This window comes from Pseudoalteromonas sp. SS15 (assembly GCF_049257195.1).
Taxonomy (GTDB): Bacteria; Pseudomonadota; Gammaproteobacteria; order Enterobacterales; family Alteromonadaceae; genus Pseudoalteromonas.
This window is the reverse complement of record NZ_JBMMUD010000002.1, coordinates 200,506-225,573: the sequence shown is the minus strand read 5'-3', so window position 1 is coordinate 225,573 and position 25,068 is coordinate 200,506. Positions and strand designations below refer to the sequence as shown.

General features: G+C 41.4%; 22 protein-coding genes. 13 read left to right on the top strand and 9 right to left on the bottom strand.

The genetic code is table 11. The features are described from left to right. Positions 1-52: 52 nt before the first annotated feature. On the top strand, positions 53-910 hold the full coding sequence (locus AAEU28_RS05165; RefSeq protein ID WP_421963236.1) for a tetratricopeptide repeat protein: 858 nt from the start codon (positions 53-55) through the stop codon (positions 908-910). A 215-nt stretch (positions 911-1,125) separates the two neighbouring features. Here AAEU28_RS05165 and AAEU28_RS05160 read toward each other — a convergent pair whose 3' ends face one another. Then, on the bottom strand, positions 1,126-2,673 hold the full coding sequence (locus tag AAEU28_RS05160; RefSeq protein WP_421963235.1) for a methyl-accepting chemotaxis protein: 1,548 nt from the start codon (positions 2,671-2,673) through the stop codon (positions 1,126-1,128). Positions 2,674-2,752: 79 nt separating this feature from the next. Between AAEU28_RS05160 and AAEU28_RS05155 the strand changes: the two genes are divergently transcribed. The 3 genes from AAEU28_RS05155 (at position 2,753) to AAEU28_RS05145 (ending at position 6,071) form a co-directional block, all read left to right on the top strand. Further along, entirely contained in the window at positions 2,753-3,691 is a 939-nt protein-coding gene (locus AAEU28_RS05155) for an NADP-dependent oxidoreductase (protein WP_421963234.1), read from the top strand. Between the two features lie 69 nt (positions 3,692-3,760). Next, the gene (gshA, locus tag AAEU28_RS05150; RefSeq protein WP_421963233.1) at positions 3,761-5,338 is read left to right on the top strand and encodes a glutamate--cysteine ligase; all 1,578 of its coding nucleotides are present in this window, start codon (positions 3,761-3,763) and stop codon (positions 5,336-5,338) included. 115 nt (positions 5,339-5,453) lie between these two features. Beyond that, complete coding sequence (locus AAEU28_RS05145; protein WP_421963232.1) at positions 5,454-6,071, top strand: transglycosylase SLT domain-containing protein; 618 nt, start codon at positions 5,454-5,456, stop codon at positions 6,069-6,071. Between the two features lie 78 nt (positions 6,072-6,149). On the opposite strand, the gene AAEU28_RS05140 is transcribed toward AAEU28_RS05145, so the two are convergent. Together AAEU28_RS05140 and AAEU28_RS05135 are read right to left on the bottom strand one after the other, a co-directional pair. Further along, positions 6,150-7,418 (bottom strand): HlyC/CorC family transporter, encoded by a 1,269-nt coding sequence (locus tag AAEU28_RS05140; protein ID WP_421963231.1) that lies wholly within the window; start codon positions 7,416-7,418, stop codon positions 6,150-6,152. A gap of 61 nt (positions 7,419-7,479) precedes the next feature. Continuing rightward, the gene (locus AAEU28_RS05135) at positions 7,480-8,286 is read right to left on the bottom strand and encodes a cytochrome C assembly family protein (RefSeq protein WP_421963230.1); all 807 of its coding nucleotides are present in this window, start codon (positions 8,284-8,286) and stop codon (positions 7,480-7,482) included. A 167-nt stretch (positions 8,287-8,453) separates the two neighbouring features. Between AAEU28_RS05135 and ffh the strand changes: the two genes are divergently transcribed. Continuing rightward, positions 8,454-9,830 carry a signal recognition particle protein gene (gene ffh / locus AAEU28_RS05130; protein WP_058030699.1) on the top strand — a complete coding sequence of 459 codons (1,377 nt, stop codon included), beginning with the start codon at positions 8,454-8,456 and terminating at the stop codon, positions 9,828-9,830. A gap of 243 nt (positions 9,831-10,073) precedes the next feature. On the opposite strand, the gene AAEU28_RS05125 is transcribed toward ffh, so the two are convergent. Genes AAEU28_RS05125 through AAEU28_RS05110 form a run of 4 tightly spaced genes read right to left on the bottom strand, consistent with a single transcriptional unit; the run spans position 10,074 to position 13,494 of the window. Next, positions 10,074-10,811, bottom strand: a complete 738-nt coding sequence (locus AAEU28_RS05125; RefSeq protein ID WP_421963229.1) for a HugZ family protein — start codon at positions 10,809-10,811, stop codon at positions 10,074-10,076. Then, positions 10,804-11,601, bottom strand: coding sequence for a heme ABC transporter ATP-binding protein (locus AAEU28_RS05120; RefSeq protein WP_421963228.1), 798 nt, complete (start codon positions 11,599-11,601; stop codon positions 10,804-10,806). Before AAEU28_RS05120 ends, AAEU28_RS05125 begins: the two co-directional genes overlap by 8 nt. Beyond that, complete coding sequence (locus AAEU28_RS05115; RefSeq protein WP_421963227.1) at positions 11,594-12,643, bottom strand: FecCD family ABC transporter permease; 1,050 nt, start codon at positions 12,641-12,643, stop codon at positions 11,594-11,596. The genes AAEU28_RS05120 and AAEU28_RS05115 overlap by 8 nt, the downstream gene beginning before the upstream one ends. Further along, positions 12,640-13,494 (bottom strand): heme/hemin ABC transporter substrate-binding protein, encoded by an 855-nt coding sequence (locus AAEU28_RS05110; RefSeq protein ID WP_421963226.1) that lies wholly within the window; start codon positions 13,492-13,494, stop codon positions 12,640-12,642. The genes AAEU28_RS05115 and AAEU28_RS05110 overlap by 4 nt, the downstream gene beginning before the upstream one ends. Positions 13,495-13,683: 189 nt before the next feature. On the opposite strand from AAEU28_RS05110, the gene AAEU28_RS05105 reads away from it, so the two are divergent. The 6 genes from AAEU28_RS05105 (at position 13,684) to tyrA (ending at position 19,492) form a co-directional block, all read left to right on the top strand. Next, entirely contained in the window at positions 13,684-15,801 is a 2,118-nt protein-coding gene (locus AAEU28_RS05105; RefSeq protein ID WP_421963225.1) for a TonB-dependent hemoglobin/transferrin/lactoferrin family receptor, read from the top strand. A 233-nt stretch (positions 15,802-16,034) separates the two neighbouring features. Beyond that, positions 16,035-16,283: a 30S ribosomal protein S16 gene (rpsP, locus tag AAEU28_RS05100; RefSeq protein ID WP_017216164.1), complete on the top strand. Its 249-nt coding sequence runs from the start codon at positions 16,035-16,037 to the stop codon at positions 16,281-16,283. A gap of 17 nt (positions 16,284-16,300) precedes the next feature. Beyond that, entirely contained in the window at positions 16,301-16,834 is a 534-nt protein-coding gene (rimM, locus tag AAEU28_RS05095; RefSeq protein ID WP_058030694.1) for a ribosome maturation factor RimM, read from the top strand. Beyond that, a complete protein-coding gene (gene trmD / locus AAEU28_RS05090; protein ID WP_138482613.1) occupies positions 16,835-17,602 on the top strand; it encodes a tRNA (guanosine(37)-N1)-methyltransferase TrmD in 768 nt (255 codons plus the stop codon). 33 nt (positions 17,603-17,635) lie between these two features. Next, the gene (gene rplS / locus AAEU28_RS05085; RefSeq protein ID WP_058030692.1) at positions 17,636-17,995 is read left to right on the top strand and encodes a 50S ribosomal protein L19; all 360 of its coding nucleotides are present in this window, start codon (positions 17,636-17,638) and stop codon (positions 17,993-17,995) included. 360 nt (positions 17,996-18,355) lie between these two features. Further along, entirely contained in the window at positions 18,356-19,492 is a 1,137-nt protein-coding gene (tyrA, locus tag AAEU28_RS05080) for a bifunctional chorismate mutase/prephenate dehydrogenase (protein ID WP_421963224.1), read from the top strand. 250 nt (positions 19,493-19,742) lie between these two features. On the opposite strand, the gene AAEU28_RS05075 is transcribed toward tyrA, so the two are convergent. After that, positions 19,743-20,894, bottom strand: a complete 1,152-nt coding sequence (locus AAEU28_RS05075; protein ID WP_421963223.1) for a chorismate mutase — start codon at positions 20,892-20,894, stop codon at positions 19,743-19,745. Between the two features lie 346 nt (positions 20,895-21,240). Between AAEU28_RS05075 and AAEU28_RS05070 the strand changes: the two genes are divergently transcribed. Next, on the top strand, positions 21,241-24,201 hold the full coding sequence (locus AAEU28_RS05070) for an EAL domain-containing protein (protein WP_421963222.1): 2,961 nt from the start codon (positions 21,241-21,243) through the stop codon (positions 24,199-24,201). 13 nt (positions 24,202-24,214) lie between these two features. On the opposite strand, the gene AAEU28_RS05065 is transcribed toward AAEU28_RS05070, so the two are convergent. Continuing rightward, positions 24,215-24,544, bottom strand: coding sequence for a stress response translation initiation inhibitor YciH (locus AAEU28_RS05065; RefSeq protein WP_421963221.1), 330 nt, complete (start codon positions 24,542-24,544; stop codon positions 24,215-24,217). Positions 24,545-24,745: 201 nt separating this feature from the next. Here AAEU28_RS05065 and AAEU28_RS05060 point away from each other — a divergent pair, with 201 nt between their 5' ends. After that, positions 24,746-25,051: an STAS domain-containing protein gene (locus AAEU28_RS05060; protein WP_058030687.1), complete on the top strand. Its 306-nt coding sequence runs from the start codon at positions 24,746-24,748 to the stop codon at positions 25,049-25,051. Positions 25,052-25,068: the final 17 nt, after the last annotated feature.

The following is a 25,068-nucleotide window of genomic DNA, read 5'->3' as shown; positions in this document are numbered from 1 at the left end:
AGCGAGAAGAGTCGCAATATAGTGAATAATACATAGATTTAAGAAGTGAATTATGGACAACCAAATTCAATTAACACCTGAAAATATCCAGCAGGTTCTGGCTGAGCAAAGTGCCGATAAACTGGTTCTAATGACGTTCTTTAGTGCGCAGCAACCTGAGTGCATTGAACAAGCGAATATTTTGTCTGCGCTTGCACAAAGCTACAAAGAGCACTTACTCATTGCAACAGTAGATTGTGATACACAACAAGCGTTGGCATCTCAATTAGCACAGCAAGTAGGCCTTCAAGCGTTACCAACGATAGTGTTATTGAAAAATGGCGCGCCAGTTGGCGTATTACCAGGCCCTAAAAGCGATGCTGAAATTAAAGAGGCATTGGCTGAACACTTACCAAGCCCGGAAGTTTTATTACTTGAGCAAGCTAAGCAAGCGCTGGCAAATGACGATCAAAATGCGGCGTTTAACTATGCCAAGCAAGCCTATGCGATTGACCCAGAAAATACCCGTGTGAAACTGGTACTGGCTGATATCTGCATTCAAATTCAAAAGTTTGAAGATGGTCAGGCGTTACTGGATAGTGTTGTCGAAACTGAGCGCGATCCGTATTACCAAAATCTGCAAGCCAAATTAAATGCCGCACAAAGTGCACAGGAATCTCCAGAGATCATTGCTCTTACCGAGCAATTAGATGCGGACCCTGAAAACAAAGATTTAAAAGCACAACTCGCTGCGCTACTGGCTGAAGCAGGTAAGAAAGAGCAAGCGCTAGAGTTATTATTATCTGTGCTAAGAAAAGACTTAAATTTTGGTACTGCGAAAAAAGATTACCTAGATTTGATTGCGAGCCTACCAGATGGTGATGCTTTGGCAGGTGCATATCGTAGAAAGTTATACAGCTTATTATATTAATAGTAAGTATGGTTATGTATAAAAATGGCAGCTGATTTAGCTGCCATTTTTGTTTTAAGAGCCTGAATTAAAACCAGTACTACCAAATAGAGGGCGCGGTTGCAGCGATTTCACATCGCGTTTTTAAGTTATTGCACGAACCCGACATAAAGTCGGCGCTACCAAGTTATTGAGACGGCAGCGGTGATTTCACATCGCGTTTTTTATTCTAATTTTTAGACTTTAAACGTCAGTAACAAACCAGATATTTTGTTTGCGCTTTCTACCAACTTAGCTGCATCTTCCGCGACTTTATAACTCAGGGTTAAATTCTCACTGCCGTGATGGGTGATGGTGGTGATGCTGTCGTTAATCTCCACACTCACCATCTGTTGTTGCTCTGCTGCAGTTGAAATACCTTGCGCAGCATTGGCAATTTCACTGATCTGACCAAAAATCACTTCTAAGGCCTGTTGGCTGGTTTGGCTTGCATCGGCACAGTTTGATGCTCTGTCTTTGGTGCTCTGCATCACTTCTGACCATTTATACAAAGTATCTTGTATCTCTTTGATTGATGAGTAAATATGGCTGGTGGCACTTTGTGTACGAGATGATAGGGCACGAACTTCATCGGCAACCACAGCAAATCCTCGGCCATGCTCACCAGCTCTAGCAGCCTCAATCGCTGCATTCAGTGCCAATAAGTTAGTTTGCTCCGCAATACCTTCGATTTCAGTCATGACTTGGCCAATCTTATCGGCTTCCTGAGCCAATGAATTTGCTGTTTGCGCGGCTTCATCTACTTGCGTGGCAAGCGAGCTGACCATATCAACGTTTTCGAGCATGGTATTTTTAATTTCTAAACAATGATGCTGCGTACTATCGACTTTGTTGGCGGTATCGGCGGTATTGTTTGAAATTTCACCGATAGTTTGGCTCATTTGTGACATCGCTGCAGCCATTGAACGCAAGCGCTCACTTTGCGCTTCAATGCCTTTTTCTGTATCGGAAGACTTTTCATCAAGTCCGGTTGCGATATTTTTGAAAGTAGACGCAGAATCTTGCATACGGCCTAAAACTGTTCGAAGCTTGGCTTGCAGCATACCTAAATTAAATTCTGCGATAGAAAAAGGTGTCGCTTCGCAGTAAACGTAACGCGAGACTGAATCGAATTGCTGTTGCTGTAATTTGAGCTTGGCAGGCACCACAAGCAGTTCATCATAGTTAATGAACAAAATTGCCAGCATGGTGACAATAGCCGCAACACCGAGTTGCCAACCAGCAAAAACAAAGCAAGCAAGGGTAAGCAATAACGCAATAATCGTCGAAAGGCTCTGTCGCAGCGCAATCTGCTCACGCCAGTGCCAAACCTTTTTACCTTGATTTATTGCATCATAAAGCGATTGTGCCCTTTTTTTAAGTTGCTCAGAAGGTTTAACTCTCACCGATTGATAGCCAACGAGCTGGCCATGCTCAAAAATAGGCGTCACAAATGCATCTACCCAGTAATAGCGACCGTCTTTACAGCGGTTTTTTACCACCCCACGCCAAGAGTGACCTTGTTCTAATTTATCCCAAAGCTCCTTAAACGCCGCTTTTGGCATATCGGGGTGGCGAACAATATTGTGGTTTTTCCCTACTAGCTCTTCGGCACTAAACCCTGAAACGGCACAAAATGCTGCATTTGCATACGTAGTGACCCCGCGTAAATCGGTAGTAGAGACAAGTTGTTGCGAGTCATCAAAGGTGACTTCTTCATTGATTATTGACTGGCCACGACGCATGATTTTCTCCATAGGGATCAGTGTAAAACTGTGTTAGATTATAAGGCTATAATGCTTTGTGTAATAGTAGGAATATAGTATGCCTGTGCAAGCAATAAAATATGGAATAGATGAGTTCGGCGCTGCGGATAAAATTCAGGCAAAAACATGTCTTCTACCTGAGTTAAATGACATTCAAGTGCTTATTAAAGTGCATAGCAGTGCAATTAACCCTATCGATTTGAAAACGCGTGCAGGTTTAGGCTTTGTTGCTCAAGCAAAAGAAGCTGATGAGTTTCTACCTTTGGGCTATGACGTATACGGTGTTGTAGAGCAGTGTGGCGCTCAAGTCTCTGACCTACAAGTAGGGCAATTTGTCGCTGGTATGGTGGGGTTTGCCAAACAGCCGGGCTGTTACGCTGATTATATTATTGCTGAAGCAGACGAATTAATTGCATTTGATGTGCAACAAAAATCAGAAGTGGCAGGTCTATGTTTAGCAGGTTTAACCGCAATACAGGCTCTAAAAAAGTTTTCAAGCTCACAGTCAACCCTTTACATTAATGCACCTACTGGTGGTGTAGGTCATTTAGCAATCCAACTAGCCCAATTACAAGGTAAAGAAGTGGTTGCAGTAAGTAATCGCCCTTCACATCAACTGTTACAAAAGTTAGCTGTAAAGGTCGTTGATTATGAGACATTCTTTTCACAAAAGCGCCAAGCACACCTACTCGACTTAGTCGGCGGTGAAATCGGCGAAAGAATGGTCACGAATTTAAACTCAGGCAGTGAAGTGGTGACTGTACCAACCATCAGTGCCCAGCAGATCGTTGCGGCTGCACAGCAAAGTGACATAACGGTCTCCGGTATTGTGGTAGAAAAGAATAAAGCTGATCTAAATGAATTGGTGACTGCGTATCGTGGTGGCGATTTATTTATCCATGTCGATTCGACTTTTGCGTTGCAAGACATCCAGCTAGCGCATGAATACATGGAAGCGGGGCAGCATGCCGGCAAGATAATTATGAGTCATAGTTAATAAATTGCTTGAGTATTGGGGATGTGCCCCCATTGATTGAACATTGCCTATTGGCTTGAGGATAATTTTTTGAATACACCAGAATTAAAGACTCGCTTAGAAGCACTCTCTGCAGCAGAACACCAGCAAGCCATTAAGGGCATCAAGCGTGGTATTGAGCGAGAAGCATTAAGGATCAACCCGAATGGCTCTATTGCCAAAACGCCTCATCCACAAGACGCTGGGCATCCATTAACGAACTCGCATATCACCACTGACTTTTCAGAATCATTACTCGAGTTTATTACCCCAGTCAGTGAAGACCCTAAAGAGACGTTAGCGCAACTGCAAGATTTACAGAAATACACCTTGAGTAAAATGGGCGATGAGCTCTTGTGGCCTATGAGTATGCCTTGCTTCATCGAAAATCAAGATGACATTGCCTTGGCATATTTTGGTGAGTCGAACATAGGTAAAATGAAAACCCTGTATCGTGAAGGTCTAAAAAACCGTTACGGTAGCATGATGCAGGCTATTGCCGGTGTTCATTTTAATATTTCCTTCCCAGATACCTTGTGGGACAGCTTACAAAAAATTGAGCAAAGCACAGCTGAGAAACAAGTTTTTATTTCAGAGAAATATTTAGGCCTTATTCGAAACTTTAAACGTGAGCTATGGTTAATCAGTTATCTGTTTGGCGCCTCTCCAGCGCTGTGTAAATCATTCTTGCAAGGCAATGAAAGTGACCTTCCGTTTGAAACCTTGGGTAAAGGCACGCTTTATTTAGAGCATGGCACAGCATTACGACTAGGTGATTTAGGGTATACCAACAGTGCTCAATCGTCTTTAAAAGTTACGTATAACAATTTAGATGAGTATATTGCGGGCTTACGCGAAGCAATTGGCTGTCACTCTGACTTGTATGGTGATCTAGCTGACTATAAAGCAGAAAAGCCGCAGCAGCTAAATAAAAACATTCTGCAAATCGAAAATGAGTTCTACTCGCCGATCAGACCAAAGCGTAATGCACAGAGCGGTGAGACCCCGACTCAAGCTTTAGCAAGGGCTGGTATTGAGTATGTTGAGATCCGCGCTTTAGATGTTAATCCTTTTTCTCAGACGGGGATCAGTCTAGAGCAAGTTCATTTCTTAGATGTGTTTTTAACCTATTGCTTACTTAAAGACGCGCCAGCATTAAGCTGTGAAGATCAAAGATTAACAGAAGCTAATTTACAAGCCGTGGTGAACTTCGGTCGTAAACCGGACCTTGAGCTACAACGTGATGGTTCACCTGTTTCTTTGCAAACATGGGCAGACGAGATTTTTGCAGAGTTAGTGCATGTGGCTCAGTATATGGACAAAGCAAATGACTCGAATGTCTATCAGAATGCAATCAAATTATGGCGTGAATGCATTTCTGAGCCGAATAAGACACTATCAGGTCAGTTCTTATCTCAGCTTAAACAAAACCAACAAGATGGCGGAAGCTATGCAATTGAGTTGGCGAATGAGTATAAGTTAGCGCATCAGTCTCAGACATTTGTAACCTACTCAAACTCAAGTCTCGATTCTGATGCAGTCGCTTCTCACGAAGCACAGCAGCAAAAAGTGGCAGAAGATGATTTGACTTTTGTAGCGTTCTTAGATGATTATTTTGCTAACGCCTAGGCAAAAAAAAGCGCAGCTAAATTAGCTGCGCAAATATTAAATCAGGGATGAAACAATGCTAAACCACTGTATTCATATGCTCTGACTTATAGAATTTAAATAAGTTCACCAAAAAATGAAAAAAATTAAAAAAAGTTTTCTTACCCTATCTTTCGCCGCGGTTTTGAGCGGTTGCGCAACGGCGCCTCCTAAACAACCTGATAATATTTGTAAGATCTTCGAAGAAAAAGAAGACTGGTATTATGATGCGCGTGATGCTCAAGATAAATGGGGGTCGCCTAAACATGTGTTAATGGCAATGATGTATCAAGAAAGCTCGTTTAGACACGATGCAGCGCCACCAATGGAATACTTTTTAGGATTTATTCCAATTGGCCGAGCAAGCTCTGCCTATGGTTACTCACAAGCTAAAACACCTACATGGCAAGACTATATTCGCGAAACAGGTAATTCAGGCGCAGATAGAGACGATTTCGAAGATGCCATAGATTTTATGGCTTGGTTTGTTAATAAAACCCACAAAGTGAATGGTATTTCTAAATGGGATGCCTACGCGCAGTATCTTAACTATCACGAAGGGTGGGGCGGATATAAGCGTGGCACTTACCGCAAGAAAAAATGGCTGATGGCCGTAGCAAATAAAGTAAAGCATCGTGCAGGGCGCTATGGTGCGCAATTAAAGAGATGTGAAGCTGAGTTAGATAAGTCATGGTTTGAGAGGTTATTTAGCTAAATTAGTAAACCAATTAATAAATTAAAAAAGCCGCGAATGCGGCTTTTTTAATATTTAAAATTTATAAAATCAAAGTTGTCACTTTCTTTGTTCAGGAAACACTTTAACCTGCTTTATCATGTTTTCTTTGATCTCGATAATTTCAATCGGGTAGCCTGCAATCCTCATTCCCAGAGGCTTTTGAGGAATATCTTCTAAATACTCAACAATTAAACCACTCAATGTTTTTGGGCCTTCTGTTGGTAGCTCCCAGTCCATTTCTTTGTTAATTTCACGGATGTTGGCCGTACCATCAACCAATACAGAGCCGTCAGACTGTACGTCAACTTCTTCACTCGCTGCACGAGTTTGTGTTGTTGTGAAATCACCCACAACATCTTCAAGAATGTCCTCGAGTGTGACTAAGCCTTGAATATCACCGTACTCGTCAACAACTAAGCCAATACGTTCTTTGCTTTGTTGGAATTTTAAAAGCTGAGTATTTAATGAGGTGCCTTCAGGAATATAGTAAATTTCACGCACTGCACGTAATAGAGACGGCTTATCGAACTGCTCTTTAGTAAGAAGACGCAGTGCATCACGAGAGTGAATAAAGCCAACAGCATCGTCAATCTGGTCACGATACAACAATACGCGAGTGTGTTGTGCATTGGTTAAATGTTTGGCGATGTCTTTCCAGTCGTCATTAATGTCAATGGCATTAATTTCGTTTCGTGGGATCATGATGTCTTCAACCGTGACATGATCTAAATCGAGAATAGACGTTAGCATGTTTTGGTGATTGCTAGGTAGTAATGCACTGGACTCATTTACCACGGTTTTAAGTTCTTCTTTACTTAAACTGTGCTCTTCAATGTCTTGGTTTGAAATGCCAAACAGTTTAAGAATGCCATTGGTGATCCAGTTTAATCCAATTACAAATGGGAACATCAACTTTAACAGACCTTTCAATATTACAGAACTAGGAAAGGCAACTTTTTCTGGATGTAATGCTGCAAGTGTTTTTGGAGTAACCTCAGCAAAGATTAGAATTACGAATGTGAGCGCAATCGTATTGACAAGAGGACCCCAAACATCGCCGAAGTACCTTTCTGTAATAATAGCAGCAACTGTAGCGGCAGCAATATTAACGAGGTTATTACCAATTAGGATGACACCAATTAATCTATCAGGACGTTGTAGCAAGCTGCTTACACGCTTCGCACCTTTATGATTTTCTTTTTCTAAGTGTCTTAGTCGATATTTGTTTATCGACATCATGCCAGTCTCTGAGCTTGAGAAGTAAGCCGAGAGCAAAATAAGTAAGCCCAAAATCGCAAAGAGCGTACCGGTTGATATGTCGTCCAAAAGAGGATCCCTTTTCTAATATTGAATAGGTATTAAGCGTTACTGAAAGTACTGAGTCAAGTTAAAACTTTACTAGAATCACTTCTTGTATGAATCTGCTACCAAAGTAGGCCAATGTGACTAGTCCTGAGGCGCCTAAAATAGCAAAAACAACGGGTTTACCACGCCAGCCAAAGCGGTGATGACCGAGGGTTACAGTTGCAAAAACTAACCAAGCGATAATAGACAGTACGGTTTTGTGGATGACTTCTTTAGCAAACATGCCTTCAAGAAAGATAAATCCAGACATGAGCGCCAATGTAAAGATACCCGTGCCTACAGTAAGGAGCTGGTAAAGTTGTCTTTCTACTAACATAAGTGGTGGTAGATGACTGTTCATAATGGCAAGGTCTTTTTCTTTGAGACGTTTATCTATATAGAAGAATTGCACTGCATAAAGTGTGGCGATAATTAAAATACAATAAGCGAGCAGTGACAGTGAAATGTGTACAACCAGCCCTAAATCCACATTAATACTTTGCATAATAATATGATGTGGAATGAATAAACTGGCGATTAATAAAATAGCAGCAAAGCCATAGACAACAGGGAGCAGCAAAGTAGCAGGGAACTTCAATGACACCGTCGTGACGCTCACGACAATCACCCAGCAAGTTAATAACGCCACATTAACGGTACTTAAATCCTGGCCTTCTTGTGTAAATACCGAATTCACGAGCACCAGCATATGCGCCAAGATTGCGCCTGTGCTGAGCAAGACTGTTAGCTTGTGACTAGGACCTTCTTTATGAAATAGACGTGACAATACGTGCCCAGTGGCAAGAACATATAAAAGACTGGCAAGTAAAGACAAGCTAATGATCAACATATTAAATATGGTCCAGAGGTTAGAATCCTTGTTACAGGCTATTGTATTTTATGCCACCGTTCTTGCAAAGAGGTTATAAAAAGAAACTTTGTCTTTACTTGAATACTGTATTAGTCGCCTGCATATCAGTATAATGCGCTTAATTACGACTTATTGGAACCTAATACATGTTTGAAAATCTCCAAGAACGCTTAGGTAAAACGTTAAAAAACATCAGTGGCCGCGGCCGACTTACCGAAGACAATATTAAAGAAACCCTCCGTGAAGTGCGTATGGCACTGCTTGAGGCTGATGTTGCATTACCGGTTGTTCGTGAGTTTGTTAAACAAGTAAAGGAACGTGCGGTTGGTGTTGAAGTAACGAAGAGCTTAAGTCCGGGTCAAGTCTTCATCAAAATAGTACGTGAAGAACTTGAAAAGGCTATGGGTGAAGCCAATGAAGAGCTTAACCTAGCTGCGCAGCCGCCAGCGGTATTAATGATGGCGGGTTTACAAGGTGCGGGTAAAACCACCAGTGTTGGTAAACTGTCTAAGTTCTTAAAAGAGCGTAAAAAGAAATCTGTACTTGTGGTGAGTGCGGACGTTTATCGTCCTGCGGCGATTAAGCAGCTTGAAACGCTAGCGAACGAAGTGGATGTTGAGTTTTTCCCAAGTGATATTTCACAGAAGCCAGTTGATATCGCCACCAATGCGATAAGTCATGCGAAGAAGAAATTCATTGATGTTGTGATTGTCGATACGGCAGGTCGTTTGCACGTAGATAGCGACATGATGGACGAGATCAAAGATCTTCATGCAGCAATTAATCCAGTTGAAACCTTATTCGTTGTTGACTCTATGACGGGTCAAGATGCGGCGAACACAGCAAAAGCGTTTGACGAAGCATTACCACTAACCGGTGTTATTCTGACTAAGACCGATGGTGATGCGCGCGGTGGTGCGGCATTATCAATTCGTCATATTACGGGTAAACCAATTAAGTTTATCGGTGTGGGTGAGCGCACTGATGCACTAGAGCCTTTCCACCCAGATCGTGTTGCTTCACGTATTCTAGGCATGGGTGACGTACTTTCATTAATCGAAGAAGTCGAAATGAAAGTCGATAAAGACAAAGCAGCAAAAGTTGCTGAAAAGGTCTTTAAAGGTGACGGCTTCACACTAGAAGATTTTGCAGAACAACTTCGTCAAATGAAGAACATGGGTGGCATGATGGGGATGCTTGACAAGCTACCTGGTATGTCTAACCTACCAGATGCAGTGAAAGATCAGGTCGGTGATAAAACTTTCAATCAAATGGAAGCGATCATCAACTCAATGACACCGAAAGAACGTGCTCGTCCTGATTTAATTAAAGGGTCTCGTAAAAAGCGTATTGCAGCAGGTTCTGGTACTCAGGTACAAGACGTCAATAAACTGCTTAAGCAATTTACCCAGATGCAAAAGATGATGAAGAAGATGAAGGGCAAAGGCGGCATGATGAAAATGATGCGCAACATGAAAAACATGATGCCACCAGGCATGATGGGTGGTGGCCCTAAGTTTTAATTTATAATTTAATACCAATCCTTTTAAATAAGTGATCTATTTTGAGGCAAGGAAAGCTTGTCGATAACAAGGCGAAAATTTTGCTATTTAGTTGTTCTAAATGAGAAATTTTTAACGTGGTTAGCGCCAGCTTTAGTCCCTCAAAATGATTAAGTATTATTGAGGGTTGGTAGAATAATTATATTAAAAAAGGAAGCAACCGAGAGGCGCTTCCTTTTTTGTTTTAAGCTTGCAGGGCGTAAACTAGGCGCTTACAGTTTCTGCTTGTGATCTTGCTGCTTTTGTTAATCTCACTAGCTCTTTACGCACTGACATACCATCATGACATGGCGTTTCAAATTGAATGAAATAGTTTTTCTCATTTGCTCTTAGATAACAGCCATCCGATACGAGCGTTGTCATCACTACATCATCGGCTTCAATATTATGAATAAGCTTAAGAATGAGTTGATTGGCATCGCGGTGATCTTCGTTCATGTGCTCTACCATGCGAGCTTCATCTTCAAGCGAAAATTGCGGCGCTTCTAGTTGCCATTCATTTTGTTCAATCCAGAAGATGTGGCCAAAGCCCCCAATGTAGCGAACACGCTTTACTTCCATTCTCCAAAGCTGAAAATCATGGGCTTGTCGGTACGATATGGCTTCTGGATATTGTCGTTCGTATCTCGCCAGTAGCAATTCAGATTCTTCTTTTGGTACTGGGGCCGCATCACCAACCACTGTAACGCGGGCATGAGCATTCTGATCACCTTGCTCCGCAGCATCAAATACAGTGGCACACATTCTACTGTCTTCACTCAAGTTTCGTGAGTGTTGCGCAATCCCTGCAATATAAAAAATAAGCCGACCTTGATTGTCTGTCATAAATGGCGACACAGACCCAAAAGGATAACCTTGCAGGTTTTTTGAAATTGTTGAGATCACACAAACATGTGACTGTCTGACTAAAGTGCGTGCTTCAAAAGCTGCCTGTTCACGCATTTTGGGCTCCTGTAAGAGGTTCTGAAAAAATCATAGGAATTGAAAAGCTGGGATGCTGGTTAATTTGCATGCCAGCTCTATATATAGGTTGCAGTATGTCTGTTTTAAGGACATGTTGCGGGCTACCATCTTGATGGATATATCCATCGTGCAGTAATAAAACCCTATCCGCATATAATGACGCAAGGTTTAAGTCATGCAATACAGCAATGACGGTATTGCCTTGCTGTGCAAATGCTTTTGCTTTACCTAACGTACAATGTTGATGGTGTAAATCTAATGCAGAGGTCGGTTCGTCAAGCAACATGAGTTTGCCTTTGGTATCCGTTTTATGTGCGTTGAGTTGCGCCAAGCATCGTGCAAATTGCACCCGTTGAAACTCGCCACCCGATAACACAGTGACATCTCGATTTGCTAAATGAGCCAAAGAGAGCATCTCAATGATTTGACCTACGGTGTCGGCCTGCTCTTTGGTACTTTCTTGATACGGGTAGCGGCCCATGGCAATCAACTCGGCTGCACTAAACGCAAAATTGACGCGATTATTTTGCAATAGCATAGCCCTTTGTTTAGCTAATGTATTTGGGTCAAAGTCAGATAATAGCTGGTTCTTAAAGGTTACCTGACCTGTAAAAGATAAATCATCACAAATTGCACTTAACAGTGTTGATTTTCCGGCGCCATTTTCACCCAGTAATACAATAAATTCGCCTTGCTTTGCGTTAAACGACAAGTTCTTAATAATATGCTTATTGCCGCGTGTAACATTAAGGTTATGACATTCAAGCATGCATACCTCGTTTTTGTTTAATTAATTGGTAAATGAAAAAAGGTGCGCCAAATAATGCGGTCACAATGCCGATTGGTAATTCAGACGGGGCAACAATTAAACGTGCTATCCAATCAGCCAGTAGCATTAACAAACAGCCCAGCAGCATACTCAGTGGCAGCATTTTTCTGAGATCTGGACCAACTAGTAGTCTTGCTATATGCGGCACTACCAGACCAACAAAACCAATCATGCCTCCCATAGCAACAGCACCGCCAACGCCGAGTGCTACGAAAAAGACGACTTCTGTTTTCAGACGTTTTACATTGACGCCCAAATGTCTTGCGTCACGTTCGCCCAGCATAAGGGCATTAATTTGTCTTTTTTTCATAAGTAAACAGAGTGTGCTTACTATAATAAGTGGTGCACCATAGGTAATGGCTGACCAGCTTGCACCGCCCAGAGAGCCCATTTGCCAATACGTCATCAATCGCAGTGCACTGTCATCGGCAAAGAAACTAAAGAGTCCAATTATCGCCATGGCTATCGCATTGATGGCAACGCCGGCGAGTAGTAGTGTTGTTATCTGTACTTGTCCTTGGTGGTTTGCCAGACGGTAAATAATACTGGTAATCGTTAACGCTCCGACAAATGCAGCTGGCGCAATCATGGTTTCATTAATGAAACTGACCTTTGGCGCGAGTGCAATGACGGCAATCGCTGCGACAGCCGCACCGCCAGTCACCCCCATTAAACTCGGATCTGCGAGAGGGTTTCTACATAAGGCTTGTGTAGCGGCCCCACTGCAAGCTAAAACTGAGCCGATCAGAATGGCCAGAATAAGTCTTGGTAAGCGAATTTGCGATACTACGCTAAGTTGTAATGTGTTGAAGTCGGTTACAAAGCTATCGGGCATTAACCAAGCAATTGGCATTTTCCAATCCCAACCCACTGGCCCCGTGCTTAATGAAAGCCAAGCCAAAAAAAAGAGTGAGATGGCACTGAGCCAATACCATTTTAAGTGCTGGTTAGAGTTTAGTGTAGGAAGCGCAAGACCGGTCATAGTACATTTTTAAGGTGAAATTCATTTAATGTCTCGATGGCTTCAGGTAAGCGTGTTGTCATACCCAGTGCCATTAAAGAGTCCATGATAAGAAGCCGACATGCTTTTGCTGCAGGAATTAACGCAAGAGCAGCCTGTTGGCAGAACTTTTCAGCGCCGCCCGCGCCATTTACAACATGGCTAGGTGCTACCAAGAAGTCGGGGTTACTCACTACTAAAGATTCGCGGTTAAAAGGTTTAAAACCTTCGTGTTGAGCTAGATTACGCACGCCTGTATAACTAAAAAGTAAATCAGGCACCGTTTCTTTACCTGCGACCATCAATCCTCGTTCACCAGCTGAAAGAATAAATAATGCTTTAGATTCAGAAATGGGGGCTTTGATTGGCAATGCTTTTTTTAGTTGTGCGATAAGTTTTTTCGCGCTTTCTTGTTGGTTTAGATCAGCGGCGACTTGATTGATTAATTGAAAAAGCCCATCTACATGCCTAGGTTTGTTATAAAGCTTGAGTGCAACACCTGTACTCTTTAATTGCGTAAGTACTTCGGGGCGACCTGTACCTTCTAAGGCCAGTATAATTGTTGGTTGTTTTGATAAAACACCTTCGGCAGCCAGATCTCGATAGTAGCCTACTTTAGGTAGAGCAACAGCCTTAGGTGGCCAAGTACTTGATGTATCCACAGCGACTACTTTCTCTCCAGCGCCAAGCGCATAGACAATATCTGTGATGGTGCCACCTGCAGTTACAATTCTTTGTGCTGAGCTATTAAAGCTAATAGTTAAAAGCAGTAAACCAATAGAAATAATGTGTTTCATTGTTTTCTCTTGTTTATAAATTTTTATCGCACTCATAGCCATAGCCTTGGCTTTATGAGCAAATTGCTAAATCCCTCTACGTTATTTCATCCTCGTTTGCTGATAATACCTATCAGAATGCTTAAAATCTATATAATAATAAAAACAATTATCATTTGTGATCAATTTAAAATGTGATTATAGTGCTCTCGAAATTGATTCGTTCTTCCTGTTTGAGGTAAAAAAATGTTTAAGAAGACACCCATTTCGATCAGTATTACTGCAGCTGTATTAACTGCATCATGTTCGTTTATCACTGCGGCTGAAGAAGCTCAGTTTGAAAAGCAAAGTGAAGTTATTGTTGTATCAGGCTCTCGAATTGAGCAAAAATTGGTTGATGTTGCGGGCTCAGTGAATGTCGTTACTGAACAAGAAATTGAACGTGAGTTGGCAGTGGACTTAAATACCGCATTTAAGTATCAAACAGGGATTACAACATCGGGCTCTACAGGTGAAGCTCAAGCACTCAATATTCGAGGTATCGGTGGAAACCGTGTGGTATATATCAAAGATGGCCGTCGTGTAAATGATGCTTATGTAGGTGGAGCTGGTTTACTTATTGGCCGTGGATACTTTGATATAGATAATGTTCAACAAATTGAAGTAGCCAAAGGTGCCGCGTCCTCTTTATATGGTTCTGATGCGCTTGGCGGTATTGTTGTGATCTCAACCAAGGACCCATCAGATTATTTGGCGAATGACACCACATATGCACAATTAGGGTTAGGTTACTATGGCGTTAATTCTGAAAAGAGCTTTTCAGCTACGTATGCTCAGAAAGTAGGTGAGATAAATGCGACATCGATTCAATTAACGAGAAGAGATGGTAAAGAAGCGCAAAATTACCAAGAAAATCTACCAGGCTTTGATTACACCTCGAATGCTGTATTGATCAAATCAGAATTTGATATTTCAGACAATGAGCGTTTATTGGCAACGGTTGATTTTTTTGACCAAGAAACAGAGCAAGTTATAGCTGCCACAATTAATGAGACAGCTGATCTCAATGAAAGCCTATCTGTGTCTTTAGCATTTGATAGCGCGAGTGCGACTGCTTTTTACGATAATTTAAATGCACAAGTCTATTACACCAACTTTGAGCAGAAGAGTGATCAACTACGTGCAAATGACGGTAGCCGAAGCAGAACCGGTCCTTATACCGATTACAATGACTATCGCTTCGAGCAGTCTATTTTGGGAGCTCGATTTGTACTGAATAAAAACTTAGAAGTAGCTGGGTTCAATCACCAATTCGTTTATGGCTTCGATTACGATAGTTATGAGACAGCTAGGCCACGATATAAAACACGACTTGATGCGCAAGGGAATAAACTACTTGATAAAGAAGGGCAGAAAACCTTCCCTGGTGCAGATACAAGTATGCTCGGGGTATTTGTTCAGGACAATATAACGCTTATACCTGATTCTTTAGACCTTAATGCCGGTATTCGTATAGATAGATATGACATGACGCCTAAAAAAGATGCCTTGTACGAGGGGGCTGAGTTTTTTGATATTACTGAAACGGCGTTATCACCGAAGCTTGGTTTAGTTTATTCTTTTTCTGACAACCTTAACCTTGTTGCGCAATACGCTCGAGGTTTTAAAATTCCACCTCATGACCTTGCATATCAAAGTCATGGTGTTGAACCGTTTTACCAAATTTTACCAAATTCAGATTTAAATCCTGAAACCAGTGACAGTGTTGAGTTTGGCGTTAAAGGTGATTTTGAATCACATGGTTTTACTATTACTATGTTCAATACAAAATTTGAGGACTTTATAGGCAATAAGGTTGTGCGTGTGGAGCCAAGCACCATTCCAAACATGCCACCCAAAACGTATTACCAATATCAAAATATCAGTGAAGTCGAAATAAAAGGGCTTGAAACAACTTATACAGTGTGGGTTAACGATAATGTCTCATTTGATACAGGCCTTACTTTTATAAATGGTAAAGACAAAGAAACCAATGAGTACTTAAATTCAATTAGTCCGCTAAATGGCTTTGTGAAAGCCCGTTATGAAAAAGGCGATTGGTCAGTCACAGGAGCGTTTAAGTTTGCCAAGCGTATGACAAAGGTACCAAATAACGACATGGTTCAAACGTCAGGGTGGGGGACTGTTGATTTATTTGCTGATTATGACTTTGGTGTAGTGAAGTTGAATGCCGGCATATTCAATTTACTTGATAAAGCATATACCCCTTATGAAAGTGTTGCTGGTCAGGCTGCCGACGCTGATTTAACACAATTTACACAGCCGGGAAGAAACTTTGCTCTCAACGCAAAAGTGACATTTTAAGGCTGCTCTTCGTCACTAGATTTAAAAAACGGATGTGAGTTTTCACATCCGTTTTTTGTTCATATGACAAATTTATTAAGCTTTTCAACTACCAAGCAATTAAAGGGAGCGCGCTTAAGAGAATAAAATCCAAAACAAACTTGCATTGTTGAAAAAAACTCGTACAATTCCCCAGCTTCCCAAATTGGGAAGCAAATCTTATTAATGAAAACAGTCAACTAATTGAGGACGGTATGGTAACTATTCGTTTGCAACGTGGCGGCGCTAAAAAGCGTCCATTCTATCAAATCGTGGTTGCGGATAGCCGTTTCTCACGTGACGGTCGTTTCATCGAGAAAGTAGGTTTCTTTAACCCAATCGCTGCGGGTCAAGAAGAGAAAGTACGTTTAGATTTATCACGTGTTGATCACTGGGTAGGTCAAGGCGCATCTCTTTCAGATCGCGTAGCTAAGTTAGTTAAAGACGCTCGTAAAGCGGCTTAATAGGCGTAAGTGTAACCATGAGTCAAGAAAACACCTCGATTATTGTAGTAGGTAAGCTTGGTGCCCCTTATGGTATTAAGGGCTGGCTTAAGGTGCATTCATTTACTGATGATCCCCAAGGGATCTTCGAATTCAGCCCATGGTTGATAGGGCAACAAGGTAAATGGCAATCTCTTGAAGTGAGTGACTGGCGTCGCCACAACAAGGGCTTTATCGCCAAGTTTGCGCAAGTAAACGATCGAGACGAAGCAATGGCTTTAACCAATGTGGAAATCTCAGTTGATTCAGCGCAGCTTCCTGAACTCCCTGAAGGTGAGTTCTATTGGCGAGATCTTATCGGCATGTCTGTTGTAACTGATAAAGGTTATAACTTAGGCACAGTCGATGACTTGATGGAGACTGGTTCAAACGACGTTTTAGTTGTGAAAGCAAATAAAAAAGATGCGTTTGGCCAATCAGAACGATTAATTCCGTTTTTAACTGATTCAGTTATCAAGGGTGTTAATCATGAAGAAAAAGTAATTACTGTAGACTGGGATCCAGGCTTTTAAATGAGCCAGCAAAAACCATTATGGGTCGGTGTTATTTCACTGTTTCCCGAAATGTTTGATGCGATTACCCAGCAAGGCGTAACGGGACGCGCTGTTAAAAACGGTTTAATCGAGTTTAACAGTTGGAATCCACGAGACTATGCAACTGATAAGCATAGAACCGTAGATGACAGACCTTATGGTGGCGGTCCGGGCATGTTGATGATGGTTAACCCATTAAAACAAGCCATCCTTGATGCTAAAGCGGCAGCAGGAGAAAACGCCAAAGTAATTTATATGTCCCCTCAAGGGCGAAAACTAGATCAGCAAGGTGCAGCTGAATTGGCAGCATCAGAAAAGCTGATATTAGTTGCGGGTCGTTATGAAGGTATTGATGAGCGGATCATCGAGTCTTATGTAGACGAAGAGTGGTCCATCGGCGATTTTATTCTCAGTGGTGGTGAACTACCAGCCATGACACTAATCGACGCAGTTGCGCGCTTGGTGCCTGGTGTTTTAGGTCACAACCAATCAGCTGAGCAAGACTCCTTTTCGGATGGCTTGTTAGATTGTCCTCATTATACACGGCCAGAAACATTGGATGGCAAGCAGGTGCCTGCTGTATTACTCAGCGGAAACCATAAAGAGATAGCCAAATGGCGGCTTAAGCAGTCATTAGGCAGAACTTGGCTTAGACGTCCTGACTTGTTGCGTAACCTAGCTCTGACTGAGGAGCAAGCCATGTTACTTGCTGAATTTCAGCGAGAACATGAACAAGCTTGTGGCTAGAAGACAGTTACACCTAGGAATGTGAGAAATAAAATGGCAAAAGTAAACCAAAATATTATTAAAGAGCTTGAAGCTGAACAGCTTAAGCAAGACGTACCTGCGTTCGGCGCTGGTGATACAGTTGTTGTACAGGTACGCGTTAAAGAAGGTAACAAAGAGCGTCTACAGGCCTTTGAAGGTGTTGTTATCGCTAAGCGTAACCGTGGTCTACACTCAGCTTTCACAGTTCGTAAAATCTCGAGCGGTGAAGGTGTTGAGCGTGTATTCCAAACGCACAGCCCACTAGTAGATAGCATCACAGTTAAGCGTCGCGGTGCAGTTCGTCGCGCTAAGCTTTACTACCTACGTGAGCGTTCAGGTAAATCAGCACGTATTAAAGAAAAACTTAACTAATACGCGCGTTTTACTACGCTTTAAAAACAGGCCACTCTTTGAGTGGCCTGTTTTGGTTTATATGCCCAAAAAAAACATATCGCACTTTGTGATGTCATAGACGTATACCAACCCTCAATAATACTCAATCATTTCTAGGGACTAAAACTGACGCTAGCTTCGTTAAAAACTTCTTATTTAGAACAACTAAACCGCAAAATTTTCGCCTTGCTATCGACGAGTTTTCCTTGCCTCAAAATAGATCACTTAATTAAGAGGATTGGTATAAAATTAATTCATCCCTTCACTTTTATCTGTCATACCATCCTGTTAGACTAGTTGTAATTATTTATTTACTGGTGTTTATAAAAGTTTACAGTTATGACGGGTGAGCAAACATTAGCACAACTTCGAGCCGGCATTGATGAATGCGACAGTCAGCTCGTACAACTTCTTGCTAAACGCAACGCATTAACATCTCAAATCGGTGCTATCAAACAAGAGATAGGTGCATCTTTACACGCCCCTGACAGAGAAAGCCTTTTGATCGAAGCGAGAAGACAGCAGGCTGAAGAGCACAACGTAAACCCAGATCTAGTTGAAGATATGCTTAGGCGCATGATGCGTGAAGCATACGAAAATCAGCAAAGTAAGTTAGCCTGTAAAGCGCCTGAGTTATCTCCTGTCGTGATTGTCGGTGGTGAAGGGGCGATGGGTCAGTTATTCTCTAAGCAGCTTACTCGCTCAGGGTATGAGATTCGTATTTTGGACCGAGCGCAACAAGCCGATGCTGAAACAATATTAACTGGCGCTAAATTAGTGCTTGTGAGTGTGCCAATTAACGCCTTAGAAGAAGTCGTTTCGTCATTGCCAGCTTTACCTGATGACTGTGTCTTAGTTGATATTACCTCCGTTAAGCAAGCGCCTTTGAAAGTGCTTATGGATAAGCATACAGGTCCAGTTGTTGGCCTTCACCCAATGTTTGGCCCTGATATTTCTCATTGGGTAAAGCAAACTGTTGTGGTCTGTGAAGGGCGAATGTCTGAGGCGTGTTCAGGTCTACTAGAGCAGTTAAAAGTATGGGGTTGCCAGCTAGTCGAAATGGATGCAAAAAAGCATGACCAAGCCATGCAGATCATTCAGGTAATGCGTCACTTAACCACGTTCGTCTATGGCCAATTTTTGGCGAAACAGTGTCATACATTAGAAGAACTACGAAGCTGCTCTTCACCCATATACCAGCTTGAATTAATGATGGTCGGCAGGCTATTTGCTCAGTCCCCAGAGTTATATTCAGACATTATGTTAGCGCAATTTAATGATGTAGAAGGGTTATTAGCGAGTTACCAAGAAACCTTTGAATTGACACTGGATAAACTGAAAGCGGGTGACAAAGCGGCATTGATTGATTCGTTCTCAGAGGCAAAACATTATTTCTCGGGCTGTGCAGAGCAGTTCTTAAAGCAAAGTCGGGGTTTGCTTAATAAAGCCAATGACGCAAAGGTATTAGATATATAGCGCTTAAATGAGCACTTCTTAATAAAGATTGAGATTATACCAATCCGCAATAACACTTAATCATTTTGAGGGATTAAACCTGATGATAGCTGCGTTAAAGATTTCTCATTTAGAACAACTAAATAACGAAATATTTGCCTTGCTTTCAACAAGGTTTTCTAGCCTCAAAATAGACCACTTAGTTAAGCAGATTGGTATTAAAAAGGCACTTCAGAAAAGTGCCTTTTTCAGTTAACTTAATCGTTTACTTTTAAACTTCAACGGCTTGCATAGACTCACTTTGATAGCACCCTAAAATACGCACAAATTGAGTGTGATCTTTAAGCTCTTCTAGGGCATTTTGCACATGCTTTTCTGCCGTATTGGCAAGTAAATCAACATAGAATACTTCTTCCCAAGGGTTGCCAGGCACAGGGCGTGATTCTAATTTCACCATATTGATGTTATGGGCTTTAAATACCATTAACGCATCGGCCAAAGAACCAACCTGCTGTTTGGTTGCCATAATTAAACTGGTTTTGGTTGGGATCTGAGTTGACACTTGCAATGCTTTACGCGCTACAACTATAAAGCGGCTGTGGTTTTCAGTTTGGTTTGCAAGTCCAGCTTTGATAACTTCTAGGCCGACATTTTTACCTGCCTGCGCTGAGCCAATTGCAGCGCCATTCGGTGTTTCTGATGCTTGCTTTAAGGCGCTTGATGTCGAATCACAAGTTTCATGTAATACATTATCTAACCCTTGAATGAAGCGGCTACATTGCGCAAATGGCTGAGGGTGAGCAAAGATTTTTTGAATGTCGCTGAGTTCAGTACCTGGCGCAGCTAATAAGCAGTGTTCAACAGAGTGAGTAACTTCACCGACTATGGTCACTTGGGCATGTTGAAGTAAGTCGAATACCTCGTTGATACTGCCTGAGCTGGTATTCTCAATTGGCAGAAGACCATAATCGGCTTGACCTTTTTCAACATGCTGAGTGATTTGTTCAAAACTTTGGCAGCCCATCTCAACTAACTTACCAGGGCGGCGGCTGAAGTATTTATGACAAGCGAGTTGGCTATAAGAGCCTTGTCCACCTAAATAAGCAACACGATGCGTATCACTTAATGAATCAGGGTTTAAACTCTTTTGTAATAACGCCTGTTGATTTAAAACCGAATCTTCCAAAATAGTTTGAAAAACACTGTTTACATAAAACGCATCAAGACCGAGCGACTTACCATAGTTAATCAGTTTTTCTAGTAAAATTTGTTCACGCTCTTCGTCACGAACCGGTTTATTGTTCGCAATTTTATATTCCAAAACGCTATGGCTAATACGACGGCGTTTTGCCAGTAACACCATTAAGTCTGAATCGATCTCATTTATATCTTTGCGTAAAGCATTTAAAGTATTTTCTGTCATAGGTCCTCACTCCCAGCGGCAAAAAAAAACCTCCCAGTTGGGAGGCTTATCTATTCGTAATCACGCGCAAACAGGTAAGCCTCTTCATCTAAAAAAGAAGCTAAAAAAGAAATAAGTTTTGCGAGTAATAGAATTTGTCATTGTTTAATTAAGAATTACTTAATAGATTGAATACATTATTAACACAGGGGGTAAGTGCATACAAGCACTACCTTAGTCTTTACTGGTAATTTTTTCTCATTTGTTGCTAGATTGTAGGCCCCTAACTTGGCGAAAAGGAAAACATTCTGATATATTGGGGAAACGATATCGATATAAAAATAACAATTTTAATAAGGGTTTAGCAGTGGTCAATCGTCGACCCCCTTCAAGGTTTGGTTTTAATTCTTTAAGCGTCAAACTATCGATTTTAATTTCGGCGGTGTGTTTGGTTGCGGGAATTTTTGCTGCTGCTTTCATGTTAAAGTCAGAAGAAAAACAGCTTGTATTTGAAGAGTATGCAGATCTAAAGCGCTTTAGCACCCAAGTCATAAATCAATTCACTAACTATCTTGAGTTAAAAAAGAGTCTGTCTGAACAAACTGGTGCTGTTGTAACTAAACATCTTTTTTATGATGAACAGACCATTCAGAATCATTCTCCCTCTCCAATACAATTTAGAGACGGCGCTTACCGCAGTACCGCATCGAATGGGTTAACGGCTGCCTATTTTACCGGAGAGTCTTTAAACGAAGCGCAAAAGCAGTTTTTTGCTCGCTCAGAAGCGCTATGGGATATTATTGCACCACCGTTATTGCAAGACTTTTTTAACTTTTACATGGTGACGAATAATCAGTTTGTCAGAATTTCTCCGCCCAATACGCTTTTGAACGCAGCCCCTAAAAAAGGTTTGTTTGATGGCCAAACCATTGCTCAACTTAAACAAGAGCTAAACCCGACACGAGAAGCGGTTTGGTCAAAAGTGCATTACGACGATGTATGGAGCAAATGGGTCATCAGTATTCTTGTACCTCTTTATTTTGAAGAGGAATATCAAGGTTTCGTAGGGACAGATATTAGTATGGTAGACCTACTTAAACACCTGCCAGTACCAACTACGAATCAGGGATATTTAATTTTTGATGGGCAGGGCAATATTCTTGCTGCGCCAAATCTACAAAAAATCTTTAATACGGGCTCTGCTATCAGTCGCAATGAATTAACGCCAGAACTTGCAAAGGTTGTTGATGATACATTGAAGTTAAAATTGCCTGATAGACAATCAATCTTTGACTTAAAAGGTGAAACACATCTCATCAATGTCACTCAACTCACAGAGTTAGGTTGGTATGTTGGTATTTACAAAAAGCGTGATTCGGCGCTTGCCGCACTAGAAGAGCTAAAAGTTAAGTTCTTTGGTTTATTTGTTTTATATGCGATGTTCGTTGCTCTTTTACTGCATCAAGTGCTTTATAAACTGGTGCTACAGCGTATAAATAATACGGTCAGTGCAGTAAAAGACTTTGGTCGAGGCCAATGGGATATGCCCGCAATGCCTAATAATAATGATGAAATTGGCCTCCTAAATGCCACTTTCAATGATATGGGTAAAGAAATTAAAACCTTAGTAACGGGTTTAAACAATAAAATTACGGAAAAAGAAATAGCGCAAAAAGCGGCTGATAGATTATCTAAAGCAGTTGAGTTCTCGGGTACTGCGGTAGTGATCACCAATGAGCATTTTCAAATCGAATACGTAAACCCAAAAATGCAAGAAATGACTGGCTACAATGAAGCACATTATGCCCGACAGCCTTTATTGAGCATTATTTCCAAAGAAATGTCGATTCTTATTGAAGACATCGATTTAGATTTACGAAGTCGAAATTATTGGCGTGGTGATACCATCCTGCAAGGGGTGACAAATGACCCTATTTGGGTGAGCTTGAGTATTTCACCTATTCGTGATGAAAGCGGTCACATTTCAAGTTATGTGGCGTCAGCTCAGGATATCTCGTTCGTTAAAGAGAGTCAGCGAAAGATGGAGGAGTTGGCTTACTTTGATACGTTAACAGGCCTCGCCAATCGTACCTTCTTTAGAATGCAGTTGAAAAAGTCGATGGCATTAGCTGAACGTGGTCACTACGCATTTGCGTTATTCTACTTTGACTTGGATGAATTTAAACGTATTAACGATACTTTGGGTCATGATGCAGGCGATCGTCTACTGGTAGAAGTAGCCGACCGACTTAAAACCCGCCTAAGAGCTGAAGATACGATAGCACGATTAGGTGGTGACGAATTTGCCGTACTGTTAAGTGGCATTGAGAAACGAGATAATGCGATGGATGTGGCTCAGATGATCCAGCGCACACTGAATGTGCCAATTAAACTTGGCAATAATGAAGTGATTGTCAGTGCCAGTATTGGTATTACGCTTGCGCCTTTTGACAGTAAAGAAGAAGAGCAATTACTTAAACACGCCGACTTAGCCATGTATGAGGCAAAGGCCAAAGGGCGAAACACGTTCCATTTCTATTCTCAAGAGTTAGATGAAGCAGCAAACGAGCGCTTGTATATAGAAAATGAACTGCGCTCGGCTATTCGCGATAATCAATTCACTTTGCATTACCAACCACAGGTTGATTACCGAAGTAATGAGGTGGTTGGGTATGAAGCCCTAATTCGTTGGGAGCATCCAGAGCAAGGACCTATCCCGCCTAGTAAATTTATTCCAATAGCTGAAGCTACGGGTTTAATCGTTGAGCTGGGAGAGTGGGTACTCGAGGCCGCATGTCGCTTCTCGGTAAAGTTACAGCAGCAAGGCAAAGTTGGAAACATGTCAATTAATCTGTCTGCGAGACAGTTTAAAGATAGTAATATGAAACGCGTGTTGTCTGATGTGTTAGCACGAACAAATATGCCGCCTAAATTACTTCACCTTGAGCTGACTGAGAGTATGCTTATGGGAGATGTTGAAGCAGCAATTTCTCAATTACACCAAATTAAGGCCTTAGGGGTTTCTTTATCTATTGATGACTTTGGTACGGGTTATTCGTCATTGAGTTATTTAAAACGCTTCCCAGTTGATATATTAAAAGTAGATCGCTCATTTGTGAAAGATATTCCTGAAGACCCGAATGATATGGAAATTACTGCGGCTATTATTGCGATGGCACAAAAGCTTAATCTTGAAGTGGTTGCTGAAGGGGTTGAAACGAAAGAGCAAGTAGATTTCTTAGCGAATAATAACTGTTATGTAGTACAAGGTTACTACTACAGTCCACCTATTCCTGAAGAGGCTGTTGAAGTCTTTAAAGTACAATAACAAAAGGGGGTTATTAGCCCCCCGCAATTTTGACCTTGAACTTCATCACTTCTAGTATTTGTTTAAGCTTGTCACGGTCATCTCCCTGTATTTCAATGACACCTTCTTTTACTGCACCACCTTGACCCATTTTACTTTTTAGTGTTTTAGCGAGTTTCTTTAAATCATGCTCAGACGGGTCAATACCAACAACCAGCATGACGCCTTTCCCTTTACGACCTTTGGTTTGCCTTTCAATGCGGACGGCCCCATCTTTAAAAAGACGGACTTCAGGTTCATTGTTTTCGCTCTCAGGTTTAATACGGCCAAATTCAGTTGAATAAACAAGGTTATTTTCAGACATTTTTCAGTGCTCTTTTGTTTCCATCCCTGAATAATAGCAGTTTCGTAGAGTGCATTGAACACATCTTGATAATGGTATGATTTTTATGCATTTAAATAAATTTTGATAATAAGTTCGATATTTTTTGGCGATTATTTCTAAACAAGTTATATTTAAGGACAACGGATGAATAACAAATTCGAACCATATTAGGAGGTTATAATGAGTTTGAGCAAGAGCGCTTCTGCCGATGGCAAAACGTTGACGATACAGATAAAGGGAAAGTTTGATTTCAATTTGGTTCAGTCTTTCCGTCAAGCGTATGCTGAGGTAGATGGGCAAACAGATAAAGTGATTATCGATTTGCGAGAAACTGATTATATGGATAGTTCTGCCCTTGGTATGCTTTTAAATATGAAGAAAACGTTGGGTGAATCTGTGTCGAGTATTACAATTAGTAACTGTCGTCCTCAACTAAAGAAAATATTGCAAATCTCGCGTTTTGACAAAAAGTTTGATATCGACTGATTTAGATTAGATCCTAC

Excerpts from the sequence above, each read along its gene's own strand:
- AAEU28_RS05165 (WP_421963236.1), top strand. The coding sequence starts at position 53 with ATGGACAACCAAATTCAATTAACACCTGAAAATATCCAGCAGGTTCTG.
- AAEU28_RS05160 (WP_421963235.1), bottom strand. The coding sequence starts at position 2,673 with ATGCGTCGTGGCCAGTCAATAATCAATGAAGAAGTCACCTTTGATGAC.
- AAEU28_RS05155 (WP_421963234.1), top strand. The coding sequence starts at position 2,753 with ATGCCTGTGCAAGCAATAAAATATGGAATAGATGAGTTCGGCGCTGCG.
- AAEU28_RS05145 (WP_421963232.1), top strand. The coding sequence starts at position 5,454 with ATGAAAAAAATTAAAAAAAGTTTTCTTACCCTATCTTTCGCCGCGGTT.
- AAEU28_RS05135 (WP_421963230.1), bottom strand. The coding sequence starts at position 8,286 with ATGTTGATCATTAGCTTGTCTTTACTTGCCAGTCTTTTATATGTTCTT.
- ffh (WP_058030699.1), top strand. The coding sequence starts at position 8,454 with ATGTTTGAAAATCTCCAAGAACGCTTAGGTAAAACGTTAAAAAACATC.
- AAEU28_RS05125 (WP_421963229.1), bottom strand. The coding sequence starts at position 10,811 with ATGCGTGAACAGGCAGCTTTTGAAGCACGCACTTTAGTCAGACAGTCA.
- AAEU28_RS05120 (WP_421963228.1), bottom strand. The coding sequence starts at position 11,601 with ATGCTTGAATGTCATAACCTTAATGTTACACGCGGCAATAAGCATATT.
- AAEU28_RS05115 (WP_421963227.1), bottom strand. The coding sequence starts at position 12,643 with ATGACCGGTCTTGCGCTTCCTACACTAAACTCTAACCAGCACTTAAAA.
- AAEU28_RS05110 (WP_421963226.1), bottom strand. The coding sequence starts at position 13,494 with ATGAGTGCGATAAAAATTTATAAACAAGAGAAAACAATGAAACACATT.
- AAEU28_RS05105 (WP_421963225.1), top strand. The coding sequence starts at position 13,684 with ATGTTTAAGAAGACACCCATTTCGATCAGTATTACTGCAGCTGTATTA.
- rpsP (WP_017216164.1), top strand. The coding sequence starts at position 16,035 with ATGGTAACTATTCGTTTGCAACGTGGCGGCGCTAAAAAGCGTCCATTC.
- rimM (WP_058030694.1), top strand. The coding sequence starts at position 16,301 with ATGAGTCAAGAAAACACCTCGATTATTGTAGTAGGTAAGCTTGGTGCC.
- trmD (WP_138482613.1), top strand. The coding sequence starts at position 16,835 with ATGAGCCAGCAAAAACCATTATGGGTCGGTGTTATTTCACTGTTTCCC.
- rplS (WP_058030692.1), top strand. The coding sequence starts at position 17,636 with ATGGCAAAAGTAAACCAAAATATTATTAAAGAGCTTGAAGCTGAACAG.
- tyrA (WP_421963224.1), top strand. The coding sequence starts at position 18,356 with ATGACGGGTGAGCAAACATTAGCACAACTTCGAGCCGGCATTGATGAA.
- AAEU28_RS05075 (WP_421963223.1), bottom strand. The coding sequence starts at position 20,894 with ATGACAGAAAATACTTTAAATGCTTTACGCAAAGATATAAATGAGATC.
- AAEU28_RS05065 (WP_421963221.1), bottom strand. The coding sequence starts at position 24,544 with ATGTCTGAAAATAACCTTGTTTATTCAACTGAATTTGGCCGTATTAAA.
- AAEU28_RS05060 (WP_058030687.1), top strand. The coding sequence starts at position 24,746 with ATGAGTTTGAGCAAGAGCGCTTCTGCCGATGGCAAAACGTTGACGATA.